9 protein-coding genes are annotated in these 13,294 nt (G+C 40.6%); 3 read left to right on the top strand and 6 right to left on the bottom strand.

The annotated features are described in order from the left end of the window. Window positions 1-6: 6 nt before the first annotated feature. On the bottom strand, window positions 7-1,305 hold the full coding sequence (locus tag V7K50_RS19110) for an AAA-like domain-containing protein (protein ID WP_334962697.1): 1,299 nt from the start codon (window positions 1,303-1,305) through the stop codon (window positions 7-9). Between the two features lie 694 nt (window positions 1,306-1,999). On the opposite strand from V7K50_RS19110, the gene V7K50_RS19115 reads away from it, so the two are divergent. Continuing rightward, a complete protein-coding gene (locus tag V7K50_RS19115; protein WP_334962699.1) occupies window positions 2,000-2,545 on the top strand; it encodes a COP23 domain-containing protein in 546 nt (181 codons plus the stop codon). Window positions 2,546-2,727: 182 nt separating this feature from the next. Beyond that, window positions 2,728-6,798, top strand: a complete 4,071-nt coding sequence (locus V7K50_RS19120; RefSeq protein WP_334962700.1) for a serine protease — start codon at window positions 2,728-2,730, stop codon at window positions 6,796-6,798. A 55-nt stretch (window positions 6,799-6,853) separates the two neighbouring features. Here V7K50_RS19120 and V7K50_RS19125 read toward each other — a convergent pair whose 3' ends face one another. Then, entirely contained in the window at window positions 6,854-7,189 is a 336-nt protein-coding gene (locus V7K50_RS19125) for a XisI protein (protein WP_334962702.1), read from the bottom strand. Window positions 7,190-7,323: 134 nt separating this feature from the next. Further along, on the bottom strand, window positions 7,324-7,479 hold the full coding sequence (locus V7K50_RS19130; RefSeq protein ID WP_334962704.1) for a hypothetical protein: 156 nt from the start codon (window positions 7,477-7,479) through the stop codon (window positions 7,324-7,326). A 345-nt stretch (window positions 7,480-7,824) separates the two neighbouring features. Here V7K50_RS19130 and V7K50_RS19135 point away from each other — a divergent pair, with 345 nt between their 5' ends. Then, window positions 7,825-8,982 carry a trypsin-like peptidase domain-containing protein gene (locus tag V7K50_RS19135; RefSeq protein ID WP_334962706.1) on the top strand — a complete coding sequence of 386 codons (1,158 nt, stop codon included), beginning with the start codon at window positions 7,825-7,827 and terminating at the stop codon, window positions 8,980-8,982. 167 nt (window positions 8,983-9,149) lie between these two features. Here the strand turns inward: V7K50_RS19135 and V7K50_RS19140 are convergent, their stop codons facing one another. The 3 genes from V7K50_RS19140 to V7K50_RS19150 all read right to left on the bottom strand — a co-directional run bounded on the left by V7K50_RS19140 (window position 9,150) and on the right by V7K50_RS19150 (window position 13,012). After that, the gene (locus V7K50_RS19140) at window positions 9,150-10,358 is read right to left on the bottom strand and encodes a 4-hydroxy-3-methylbut-2-enyl diphosphate reductase (protein ID WP_334962708.1); all 1,209 of its coding nucleotides are present in this window, start codon (window positions 10,356-10,358) and stop codon (window positions 9,150-9,152) included. A 95-nt stretch (window positions 10,359-10,453) separates the two neighbouring features. Further along, on the bottom strand, window positions 10,454-11,314 hold the full coding sequence (locus V7K50_RS19145; protein WP_334962710.1) for an SGNH/GDSL hydrolase family protein: 861 nt from the start codon (window positions 11,312-11,314) through the stop codon (window positions 10,454-10,456). Window positions 11,315-11,596: 282 nt separating this feature from the next. Beyond that, window positions 11,597-13,012, bottom strand: a complete 1,416-nt coding sequence (locus tag V7K50_RS19150; RefSeq protein ID WP_442944632.1) for an ammonium transporter — start codon at window positions 13,010-13,012, stop codon at window positions 11,597-11,599. Between the last annotated feature and the right edge of the window lie 282 nt (window positions 13,013-13,294).

A 13,294-nucleotide genomic window follows, 5' to 3' on the forward strand; every position in this document is an offset into this window, starting at 1 on the left:
TTATAATTACAAGCGATCGCCAAAATATTCATGATACAATCTACAGCGTGGCATCACAAAATTATTGCTAAATTTAATCACTCCCATACTATCTAATTGATAAATTTGCCGATTTTTACGCTCTATTTTAATTCCTTGAGTATTACTCACTATCTCTTTAAATACCCTTCCTAACTCTTGATTTTCTTGAAAAGTCTCCAAATGTCGGCGTAAGTGTTCACTATAAATTCCTGTATCTGTAGTAGCCTGTTGCAGCAATTCCCCAATAGTTGCATCTTGACATACCAAATAATAAAGTGCTAACCGCACTAAATAAGGATGTCCCCCCACTAAAGACATAATTGGAAGAATATTTTTACTATCTAATCCATGTCGGATAGCTAAACTCTTCACCTGTTCTTCAGTAAATTCTTCCAATTTAATTGGTAATCCCACATTAAAAGGAGATTGATTAATATCTAAGCGTCCATAATCTTCTGTAGAATGAGCTACTAATAGCCGCAATTTTTCCCATGTATCTGACTCATTAGCATTTTCATTCCAATTACGCAACATCGGAAAAAAGTTTTGATAAATTTCCGGGTATTCAAACAATTTATCTACTTCATCTAAAGCTAAAACTAAAACGCCATCCAATTGTTTAAGCAAACTTTGAAATATCCGAGTGCAGTTCACCATACTCGGAATGTCTGTATCCCACACTGTTAAAGGAGGTGCTGAAGGTAATTGATTAATCACATAAGCATAAAAACTGCGAAGAAAATCATTAGCGTTAGTAAATTTATTTGTTTCTATTAAGCTAAAATTTAAATAAACCGTACTATAACTACTTTTCTTAGCTTCAGCCATAATTCTCTTCAGCAGCGAAGTTTTACCCATCTGCTTAGGTGCTTTAATCCGAATTAGTGCGCCTGGTTCTTTAATAGCAGTATAACAACGAGATTCAATAGGAGAACGTTCTTGATAAAAAGCAGAATTTAGTGGTTCCAGACCTTCTGGGAAGCGAATATTCTGGATAATATGCCCACATTTTTCTAAAGCTTTAACACTAACTAACTCTGGCTTATATTTAGCAAACATCTCAATCAAATTACAACGATAATCTGGTTCAGTCTCAGGAGGAAAACCAAATTTTGTGGATATATTTCTCAGTTGATGGCTAGCTGTAGAACGATGCGTAGCGCCAAGTTCTTTAGCTATCTGTTCATCTGTTTGTCCAGCTAAAAATAAGGGCAATACTTTCTTTTGTTTCGGAGTCAATTCATCCTGATATATTTTTTCAAACTTTTCTTGACTTATCAACATTTTTCTACTTAATAATAAATTCTTCAATCTTGTGGGGTGGGCAGCGTTCGACTGAGCGCTCACGCCGAAGTCTTGCCCGCCCATGATTACGGGCACTCGTGTCGCCCACCCCACAATAAATAGTTGGATATTGTTTTATTTGGAAGTCTAACCGCAGAGGCACAGAGATTTATATCTTGCACCTAGCCCTGGCGATTAGAATAATGCCTCCGGCACGCCAAGGGCGAACGCGGCTATAGAAACTCTCGTCCGCCTACGCCAACTAACGCCAAATTAAGGGTTTGAAACCCGCGTAGGAAAAAAATTCTAGGTTGGGTGGAGGCTTTGCGTAACCCAACATATATCAGGATGTTGGCTTGCGCTCCGCTCCACCCAACCTACGTCTTAATACACCATACTTTGTTAACTATCATCAAAAAAATTAATATTTACTTCTTGAATTACGCTGTAACTTTTAGTTTATCAAGTTTTTGCTACACGCTAAAAATGGTGAAGAAAACTTCACCTCAATGGCTGTGTCAATCAAATAGATGAAATTTTGCTCAAATATGTAGTTGTATGTAAATCTCATTTTAAGATGAATCTCAAGAATCAAATTTGATTTTCATCTGTACTAATTGTACTGCTTGTGAGAAAATATCTAATTCGCAATTATTCCAAAAGCCTTGTTTTTCAGGATTTCAGGAGAAAAATTATGCAACTAAAACCAATCGTTTCTTTATTGACTGGCTGTGCTTTGGCTACTGCTTGTATCACTTCTATACCTAGTCAAGCGAAAGCGGATGATGAAGTTCGTTTTATCTGCGCTTCGGGTTACGACCAAGCAACTAATCTGCGCTTCCCCACTACTTACGCTTGGACAGAACGCGGCAAAATTGCCATTATACGTTGGAAATATGCATGGTTTAATAGTAAGACTGTTACCCCAGAAGAACGGTGTGAACTAGTATCGTCTCGATTCCAGACTGCTTACAACAATCAAAGTTTGGCTTATATCACTAACGGTACAGTCAATAATCAACCAGTGATTTGCACAGCTAAAAAAGAAGACGCTGCTTGCGATACCACACTGCTAACTCTACGACCTCAAGACGATCCTCTACAAATTCTTGATGAACTCAAAGACACTCTTAGAGGACGTGCTACTAAACCACTAGAGAATAGCACTAAACAAGAACCAGTCTACTACAAAATTGACATCAAGAAGTTTCTGCAAACAGCCCCCGTTGAGAAGGAATAAGATCAACTTTGGCTAAATAAAACTCTGCGTCCCCTCTGCGCTGACCTCTGCGTTTCAAAATCAACCCTCAATTCGCCACGATGAAAGCGTTGCGGATTGAAGGTATGAAAAACTCACACAGAGGCGCAAATAAAAATTTATATTCCTATTCAGGAATGCCGGAATTTTATCTAAATACAAAAATGAACCAATTCAATTCGTTGATTATTGCCATCTTAAGCACTTGCTTCCTACTACCAATCACCGACGCTGCGACATCCCAGCAAGTAGCTAATCTACCTACTTCTGTATTGGCAAATAATTCTCTATCCTCAGAAGGAATTCGTCAACTAGCCCAAGCCATCACCGTCAAAGTATTGAGTAACAGCAAGGGTGGAAGTGGAGTATTAATTAGTAAACAAGGGCAAACTTACACCGTTCTTACCAACGCCCATGTTATCAGCAATAAGGGAAGTTATAGAATTCAAACACCTGATGAAAAAATATATACGGCTACAGTTATTAGTAAAGGTGATTCTTTAAAAGGTAATGATTTAGCCGTCTTGCAGTTTCAATCCCAAGAAAACTATCAAATCGTACCTTTAGCTAGTACCTCAAATGTATCAGAAAATCAAGAAGTATTTGCTGCTGGGTTTCCTGATGATAGCAAAAAATTAGTGATCAGTAATGGCAAAACCTCCCTGCTATCTACTCAACCATTAGTTGGGGGTTATCAAATTGGTTATACCAACGAAGTTAGACAAGGAATGAGTGGAGGGGCTTTATTAAATCAAGCAGGTGAATTAATCGGGATAAATGGATTAACAAACAATGCCATTTTAACTGATGCTTATGCCTATCAAGATGGCACAAAACCTAGTGCAGAAAAACTTCAGCAATTGCGACAAGTAAGTTTTGCAGTCCCCATTCAAACTTTAGCGAAAGTTGCGCCTAACTTAGCAATTATTCCTCCACAATGGCGCAATCAGCAACAAGCGACAAAACCAGCAGGTAATACATTCGTTGATAAGGTTGATAACATTGCTCAACAGATTACCGTAAGAATTGATTCCAAAAATAATGGGAATGGTTCAGGGGTAATTATTGCAAAAGAAGGACAAACTTACTATGTAGCTACTGCACGTCATGTATTCAAGCATCCCGACAATTACGAAATTATTACCCCTGATGGTAAGCATTATGCAGTGCAGCAAGAGAATATATTTAAACCAGAGGGAATAGATGCAGCTTTGGTTAAATTTACTAGTAATCAAACTTACTCTGTCGCCACAATTTCTAAATATAATCTTTCCGTAGGAGAGGTACTTTCTAAATATAACGGCTCTAATTTGGGCAATATAGAAGCATCTTGCGTATTTATATCTGGATTTCCAGGAGAGGATAAAGGTAAGCGAAAACTATCTCCTGGATACCTTTCAGTCGGAGAAAGATTAGTTGTTAATGCAGAAAGTAATCCTTTGTATCAGGCATTCGTAGAGGGAGGATATAGACTGGCATATTCCAATTTGTCACTACCTGGAATGAGTGGTGGCCCAGTGCTAGATGTTAGTGGAGAAGTGATTGGGATTAATGCAGGTAGTGAAAATAGAAAAATCAGCCAAACTGTAATCGGTTTTGGATATGGAGTACCCAGTAGTAGCATTTTGAGTTTAGCTACACAAGCAGGACTGAAGAAGGAATCATTAAAAGTTGTTAGTACTAAGCCACCAAGCCTCAAGGATTCAGAAATTGCTTTATTGGCGAATCATCCATTATTTGCAATCAAAAAACCATCAGCAGATGCTAGTGAAAAGGATTTGTTTCAATATGCTAATCAAATGTGGCGTATTAAAAGAATTTCAGAAACAATATCTGTTATACAAGAGATTGTTAAACGTAAACCAGATTTCTATCAAGCTTATTTTGTCCTTGGTGCAGCTTTAGACTCTTCAACTGAAAGTAAAGATCCTGCAAAAGCTTTAGCTGCTCTCGATAAAGCAACTATGCTCAAACCTGATTATTATGAAGCTTGGAAGGGAAAAAGTAGTCTATTATCAGACTTAAAAAAATATCCCTTGGCTTTAGCAGCCATTGACAAAGCTATTAAATATAATGACGACGATGGGAGCCTTTATTCATCTCGGAGTTTGATATTGTTCAACTTACAACGCTATCCAGAGGCGCTAGCAACAATTGATAAGGCGATTCAGATTCAGCCGTTTTATTTTAACTACTTACTAAAAAGTGTTATACGCTTTCAGTCGCAAGATTATCAAGGGGCACTATCTGATGTCAATCAAGTGATTAAACTCCAGCCTGACTTTGCTCTTGCTTACCTCTTGCGGGGTGGTAGCCGCTATATGTTGAAAGACGCTCAAGGCGGACTAGCTGATATTAATCAAGCAATTAAACTCGAACCTGATAATCCACAAGTCTACTTCGTGCTGGGTGGTTTTCGCTATCAGCTTAAAGATTATCAGGGAGCGCTGGCTGATTACAACCAAGTAATTAAATTACAGCCTGATAATGTTGATGTCTACTCAGCACGGGGCGTTGTACGTTTTCAGTTGAAAGATTATCAGGGAGCGCTTTCAGATTACAATCAAGTGATTAAACTCCAGCCTAAATTCGCTCTTGCTTACGCCTTGCGGGGTGATATCCGCGTTCAGTTGAAAGATACTCAAGGCGGACTAGCTGATATTAATCAAGCAATCAAACTTGAACCTGATAATCCACAAGTCTACTTCGTGCGGGGTCTTGTCCGTTCTGATTTGAAAGATTATCAGGGAGCGCTGGCTGATTATACCAAAGCCATTGCGATTAATCCTCAGTTGGCTGATGCTTACAAAAATCGGGGGTATCTTTACACTAAGCAGAAAAAATGGGATTTAGCTCTTGCTGATTATACCAAAGCCATTGCAATTAATCCTCAGTTGGCTGATGCTTACAACAATCGGGGGGATGTTTACTATGATCAGAAAAAATCAGATTTAGCTCTTGCTGATTATACCAAAGCCATTGCGATTAATTCTGAGTATGCCCAAGCTTATAATAATCGGGGGGATCTTTACTATGATCAGAAAAAATGGGATTTAGCTCTTGCTGATTACACTAAAGCTATTAGGATTAATCCTGAGTATGCCCAAGCTTACAAGAATCGGGGGTATCTTTACACTAAGCAGAAAAAATGGGATTTAGCACTAGCTGATTATAGTCAAGCGATTAAACTTCAGCCTGACAATGCACAAACTTATGTTGTGCGGGGCTATGTTTACGTTCAGTTGAAGAATTACCAAGCAGCATTAACAGATTATAGTCAAGCGATTAAACTTAAGCCTGATAATGCTAACGCCTATTTTGGGCGGGGTGATGTTTACAAAAATCAGTTGAAGAATTACCAAGCAGCATTAGCAGATTATAGTCAAGGTATTAAGCTTCAGTCTGACAATGCACAAGCTTATGTTGTGCGGGGCGATGTTTACGTTCAGTTAAAAGACTATCAAGCAGCATTAGCAGATTATAGTCAAGGTATTAAGCTTCAGTCTGACAATGCACAAGCTTATGTTGCGCGGGGGGTTGTCCGTTCTGAGTTAAAAGATTATCAAGGAGCATTAGCTGATTCTAGTCAAGCGATTAAACTTCAGCCTGATAATGCTAACGCCTATTTTGGACGGGGTGATGTTTACTACGTTCAACTAAAAAATTATCAAGCAGCACTAGCAGATTATAGTCAAGGTATTAAGCTTCAGCCTGAGAATGCACAAGCTTATGTTGCGCGGGGTAATGTTTACATTCAATTGAAAGATTATCAAGCAGCATTAGCTGATTATAGTCAAGCGATTAAACTTCAGCCTGATAATGCCGACGCATACTTTGGGCGGGGTGTTGTCTACCAGAAACAAGGAAACGATCGCGCCGCACTCTCAGAATACAATCAGGCGCTTGCTAAAGATTCAAAATTAGTAGCAGTTATCATCAATGTTGGCTACATCAAATATGAAAATGGAGATGTAGATGGGGCAATACAGCAGTGGGAAAAAGCAGTGCAAATTAATGCTAGTCTAGCAGAACCACAAATGGCATTGGCCGTTGCTTTATATGCCAAAGGTGAGCAACAAAAAGCTCTCAACATGGCACAAGCCGCTTTGCGTTTAGATAAAAGCTTCGCTGATGTCGAGGTTCTCAAGCAAAATCTTTGGGGAACACACCTAATTGATGAGGCGCGAAAACTCCTTTCCCATCCTACTATCCAAGCATTGCGAACAAAACAATAGTTACTGGCTCAACTTTGCTCTAAATCCCCGTTGCAAAACTGAATTACGAATTATTTCAACCCACACCAAATCCCGTATATTGCCTTACCAACGGTTCATTAAATGCCAAAACAATATCTTCCTTTGGGACTCCTAATTTTACTAAATCATTAGCAATGCCAATCTCAGTCCCATCGTATTGTATCCAAATCTTCCCATCTTTGATATCAAGATGCAAAACACAGCCATATTGCCGTCGTCGATTTTTCCAGCCTACGTAGACTAATTGATAGTGATCGTGAATAGTATCAAAAATGACTTGTTTTTCTATTTCACTTTTTGACGAACCTCGACTAGCATAAGCTGCCAATAACTCTTGAATATAACCTCGATATTGCTCTAATTTTTCCATTCTACAATCACCTCATTCACTGGATCGTAAACGATTATAGGACTTACGCATTGAGAAGAAATACCAAATATGGATAAGTTTAAAAACCACATCTTTCGTAAGGGCATAGCATTGCTGTGCCCCTACAGCATGGTCTATTTACGATCGCTGTAAAAACACACCTGCCCTGGCGAATGGAATTCGCGGCTATACAGACAAAACCCACCTGCATGGGTTTCAAATTCTTTGAGTCCGCGTAGGCGGACTTCGTTTCTGTAGCCGCGATTTCTAATCGCCTGGTATATTTGCAAAGGTGAGATACTCCCGGTTTGTACCCTCCTTTAAACCTCTCTCTGGGGGTCTAGGAGTACCCTCAGACTGAAGTCTGTTAGCGAAACTGAAGCTGATAATGTTGAAAAAAACTTCACTCAAATAGTGTAATATCTTCTATTGGTGAATTTATTCTCAAATTGCGAGTTGCTTCGGTGAATCAGAATAAGATACTTGTTAGTAGAAGAAGTTAAATATTTTATGTCTCACGCAGAGGTGCAGAGAAGAGTAAGGAAAAGAACAATTTTTGAAATCGTCTCCTGAGCATAAAGCACGCGGATTTTTTTTTTACTAAGGTTATTTCACTTATTAAGGATGGTTGAAAAATGAACAGAAAATTTTTAACAATAGGAACTTCAGCAATTTTGACAACTGTTATTGGGGGAGTTTCTATTAGTAGTTTATTTGGTTGCCAACTACCTGCTATTGCCAAAAGCCCTCAAGAATGTGAACCTACTTTATTAGGTAAACAGGCTGAAAAAATCAAATCAACTATTCTTGTCGCCGAAAATTCTGAAGAACAAAACCGGATTCAGCTATATGCAAAAGCTAGTCCGGCTGTAGTTGCGATCGCTACTGGTTTCGGACATGGTAGTGGTTTTATTGTGAGTCCAGATGGTCTAGTTTTAACTAATGCTCACGTTGTCGAAGATAGTTCTAAAGCTGTTGCAATAGTACTGGCTGATGGTACACAAGTTTTAGCTGATGTGGTTGGTTTTGGATCTGGAGGTTTAGATTTAGCCGCACTCAAGATTCGCAATCAAAAAAATCTCCCTTACCTGCGTTTAGCTACATCCGGTTCAGCACAAGTAGGTCAATCTGTCTATGCTATTGGTACTCCCCTGAGTCTGGAATTGCAAAATACTTTAACCTATGGTGTGATCAGTCGCGTTGATAAAAAATTGGGCTTAATCCAACACGATGCTGCTGTGAATCCTGGCAATTCTGGAGGGCCATTGCTCAACTCTAATGGGCAAGTAATTGGTGTTAATAGTGCAATTTTCAATGACACCGAAATAAAAAGATTTATTGGTATTAGTTTTGCAATTCCTACTGAATTAATTCAGCCTTTTTTGGTAGCCGTAGAACAAGGTAATGCTCAGTTAGCAAGTGGGCGTAAACAACCTACTAATAATGAAGACACGGATTTACCCATGAATGGTAAAGTTTTACAAGCAAGCCTTAAAAATGGCGATCGCACTTTACCAAATAATAGCTATTTTCACACTTATGTCTTTGAAGGTAAAGCAGGTCAACAGATAACTATTGAGATGGATAGTGACCAAATAGACCCTCACTTGTACTTGCTGCTTCCTGCTAAAGAACGACTTGTAGCAGAAAATGACGACATTTCCCCAAAGAATTTTAATGCTCGATTGACTGTGACTATACCAGAAAATGGTGTCTATTATCTGTTGGCTAACACTTTTGAAGCGGGAGAATCTGGTAGTTACAGTTTACGCGCAGCGATATCTCAGAAGTAATTTATTCATAGCGGTTCCCATTCAGATGCGGTACAACATTACATCACGAAATGTAGGGGCACGGCAATGCCGTGCCCCTACGGGTGTACCTCATGTAAACGAGAACCGCTATAGGATTTACGCAAAACTACACGCTGTCGGGGCAATTCATGAATTGCCCCGACAATTTAAACTACTGCTGCTATTGCCTTCACAGCAAAAATCTTCTCAATCACATCTTCTACCACCTTATCTGGCGTAGAAGCACCAGAAGTAATTCCCACAACAATTTCTCCATTTGGCAACCAGTTTTCTGTAGTTATTAACTGCCCATTTAATTGCCGATGTTCTATGGAATCTCCTGATTTAATCCGTTCAACAGTATCAATATGATAAGAAGGAATTCCCCGCTCAAAAGCAATTTGTTGCAATTGAGTAGTATTGGAGGAATTAAACCCACCAATTACTACCATTAAATCTAAATTATGTTCCACCAATTCCAACATAGCATCTTGCCGTTCTTGGGTGGCATCACAAATAGTGTTGAAGCTTTGGAAATGCTGATTTAACTCGATTGGCCCATACTTCTGCAACATAGTCCGCTCAAAAAGCTTGCCGATTTGCTCAGTTTCGTCTTTAAGCATGGTAGTTTGGTTGGCAATGCCAACTCTTGCTAAATCTCGATCGGGGTCAAATCCGGCTGAACAAGCTTTAGCAAATTTTGTGATAAATTCTTCACGGTTCCCACCATTAATAATATAGTCAGCAACATAAGCTGCTTCTGACAAGTTCAACACGATTAAATACTTGCCAGCAAAGGAACTAGTCGCAACTGTTTCTTCATGCTTATATTTACCATGAATAATTGATGTATAATCGATTTTTTTGTGCTTCTCTACTGTATTCCAAACTTTAGATACCCAAGGACAAGTTGTATCAACAATTTTGCAGCCTTTCTCGTGAAGTATCTGCATTTCTTGAACGCTAGCCCCAAAAGCAGGTAATATGACTACATCACCAGTGCCAACAACAGAAAAGTCTTTTTGAGTTCCTTCAATGGGGATGAATTCTACCTCCATCTCCTGCATTCGTTGATTTACAGAAGGGTTGTGAATAATCTCGTTGGTAATCCAAATGTGTTCTGTGGGGAAGTGCTGACGAGTTTCATAAGCCATCGCTACAGCCCGTTCTACACCCCAGCAAAAACCGAAGGCTTGTGCTAGTCGGATTGTCACATCACCGCGTTGCAGAGTGTAATTGCGATCGCGGATTTCTTGAATCAAGTTACTCTGATACTCAGACTGCAACTGAGTAGCAACTTCTGCCTGATGACCAAAGCCCTTGCGATTGTAATTTTCGGAATGTTGGAGGCTGCGCTTAAAAGCTTTTGTATCCATTAGATTTGTCTACTTAAACCACTATTTCTTATTTTCTCGCGCCAAGACGCGATTGATACAGAGTTGTATTCAAAGATATTACTTCTTTTTGTGCTTTAGCCTTTTTTCCCTTCTCCTCTTCCCTGATGCTGGGATTTTAATTCGATCTCGCTATAAATCTGCAATCCCGAACGCCAAACTATATAGCCTTCAGGACTTAGGTGTAAGCCATCAGTAGTAAATTCGCGGCGGAGATTTCCTTGCTTGTTGGTAAACAGGGGATATAAATCGAGATATTTGACACCTTTTTTGGTAGATATGCTTTGTAGTTGCTGATTCAACTCACGAATGCGACTGTTAGTAACAGCCAGAAGTTTATCTCGTCCTTTCCAGGTTGCTGACTCTGCCGCATGTGGCAAAATCGACTGGACAACAATTTGCGCTGTGGGATGCGTCTTTTGCAGGTAACTGATAATTTGCTGCTGATTATCTAAAATTACCCCATCGCTTACCCCCCGAATTAGGTCATTAATGCCAATCATCACAAAAATCACCTCTGGCTGGGTGCGGTCAAATATCTTCAATCTTTTCAAGAGTCCATTGCTGGTTTCGCCAGAAATCCCTTGATTGAGCCAATTTTTACCTTCGGGTAATAATTCCGGGGGAAACCACAAACTCAGAGAATCTCCCACCAGGATAGTTAAATGCGGAGGATGTTGGTCAGCAGCGACCTTGGCTTCTTGCTTGAGGATGTCTACCCACTGTTGATAAGTGAGTTGATGGCGGCGACCCAAATCAGATGTAGCAATTTGGGTTGAGTTGTTCAAGTTGATTGACTCTGGGGATGTTATTATCCCAAAAAAAGCGGCCAATCTCTGCTGTTGCCAAATTAGCAGAATGACCGCCAACATTAGGATGCCGTTGGTTAACAGCGAAAAAAATGCCCAGATAGGAAAGGTTTTAAAAGAAGTAGACACGACTAGCGAAATTTACCAGTTATTTGAATCAAATTTTAACGCTAGCGATCGCAAATTACACAATTTTAAAATCGGGACTGGGGATTGGGGACTTGTACTGAGCGACTTGTGCCGAGCATCTCGACTTCGCTCGATGGAGCCGGAGCCGAGGTAAGCCGAAGTATTGGGGACTGGGGATTGGGGACTGGGGACTGGAGAAGCAAACAGAAAGTTCTTTCCTCCTAACTCCTAACTCCTAACTCTTAACGTAGAGACGCGATTAATCGCGTCTCTCCAAACTCCCTATTGAATGGGACGATCGCCAAACTCGGAATTGTAACCTTCTTCGCCGTGTTCGTTGATATCCAAACCTTGTAATTCGGCTTCCTCTTTGACTCGTAGCCCGATTGTCGCATCGATCACCTTGAGAATAATCCAGGTACCAACACCTGCGATCGCATAAGCAACGGCGATCGCTATTAGTTCAACTCCCAATTCACCCAAATTACCACGCAGTACTCCGTCTCTACCTCCACCGTTGACTTGAGTCGTGGCAAAGACTGCCGTTAAAATTGCCCCCACTGTACCACCAACCCCATGCACGGGATAGGTATCTAAAGCATCGTCAATTTCTAGCTTGTGCTTGAAACTGATGGCATAGAAGCAAACAAAGGCGGTGATGAAACCAATTAAAATCGCTGATAACGGTGTGACAAATCCGGCGGCGGGGGTGATGCCTACTAAACCAGCAACGGCTCCTGTCGCTGCTCCCACGGCGGTTGGTTTACCCCGTAAAGCCGCTTCCAAAATTAACCACATTAAAGCCGCCGCCGCCGCCGCCGTATTGGTGGCGACAAAGGCTGTTGTTGCCACATTTGTAACTAAGTTACCAGATGTTCCACTCGCAACAGATAGGGCACTTCCAGCGTTGAAGCCGAACCAACCAAACCACAGCAAGGCAGCACCTAGCAAAACAAACGGAACATTGTGCGGTGGGCTAAGGCGATCGGGATGGGTTTTCCGAGGTCCAAGGACGATCGCCGCTACCAGGGCTGAAACCCCAGAACTAATATGAACGACTGTCCCACCGGCAAAGTCGAGGGCACCCAATCCACCAGCCAAACCTAAAAATCCACCTTTCGCCCATACCATGTGGGCGAGGGGGGCGTAAACAAAGATTGACCACAGTAGCACAAACAGCGAATAGGCGCGGAAACTCATTCGTTCTACGATCGCTCCAGAAATTAAGGCTGGGGTGATAATGGCAAACATGGCTTGGTAGATCATGAATGCCTGGTGAGGTATGGTTCCGGCATAGGAGGTTAAATCAGCATATTTCGGATCTGCTGCTTTCAGGGCATCCTCATAGGGCAGATGAGGCAAATAACCCTGAGTCTCCAACCCCACATTGCCAAACAACCATTGCAATCCACCAATGAATGGTAAACCTGGCGCAAAGGAAAGACTGTAGCCCCATAGAATCCAAGTGACTCCCACGATCGCCATCAACACAAAACTCATCATCAATGTGTTTAGCACATTGCGCGATCGCACAAACCCACCATAGAAAAACGCCAATCCTGGTGTCATTAGCAGCACAAGTGCTGCTGAAATCAGCATAAATGCCGTATCTCCAGTATCAGCAGCAGGCACCGCAGCGACTGGTGTTTGGGCAAAAGCATTTCCCATCAACGGTCCTCCCAAAAACAGTAGAGTCATAGCCCCAACGATCACAACTTTCTTCAACACTTTTTTTTATTCCTAAGCACCAATGATTTGTATCCTTAATTACATTTGATTACTTTTATTGACACATTTTTGTCTTGAAAGTTACTTAACCTGAATTTTCTGGAAATGTTAACAAAAATATAATCCTGATTCAAGTCGCCAAGATTGAAATCAGGGTGTGTCGATGCAATGATTGCATCTTTTTTTGAAAAATAGCATAAATCGAAGTACGTTAAGTAATGTAAAGAAGTTTGTGATTAGGGAACTCCAAGA

Source organism: Nostoc sp. (assembly GCF_036917135.1).
Classification (GTDB): Bacteria; Cyanobacteriota; Cyanobacteriia; order Cyanobacteriales; family Nostocaceae; genus Nostoc.

What these genes read in the sequence shown, in the direction of transcription:
- V7K50_RS19110 (WP_334962697.1), bottom strand. Translation starts at nt 1,305, where the DNA reads ATGTTGATAAGTCAAGAAAAGTTTGAAAAAATATATCAGGATGAATTG.
- V7K50_RS19115 (WP_334962699.1), top strand. Translation starts at nt 2,000, where the DNA reads ATGCAACTAAAACCAATCGTTTCTTTATTGACTGGCTGTGCTTTGGCT.
- V7K50_RS19120 (WP_334962700.1), top strand. Translation starts at nt 2,728, where the DNA reads ATGAACCAATTCAATTCGTTGATTATTGCCATCTTAAGCACTTGCTTC.
- V7K50_RS19125 (WP_334962702.1), bottom strand. Translation starts at nt 7,189, where the DNA reads ATGGAAAAATTAGAGCAATATCGAGGTTATATTCAAGAGTTATTGGCA.
- V7K50_RS19135 (WP_334962706.1), top strand. Translation starts at nt 7,825, where the DNA reads ATGAACAGAAAATTTTTAACAATAGGAACTTCAGCAATTTTGACAACT.
- V7K50_RS19140 (WP_334962708.1), bottom strand. Translation starts at nt 10,358, where the DNA reads ATGGATACAAAAGCTTTTAAGCGCAGCCTCCAACATTCCGAAAATTAC.
- V7K50_RS19150 (WP_442944632.1), bottom strand. Translation starts at nt 13,012, where the DNA reads ATGACTCTACTGTTTTTGGGAGGACCGTTGATGGGAAATGCTTTTGCC.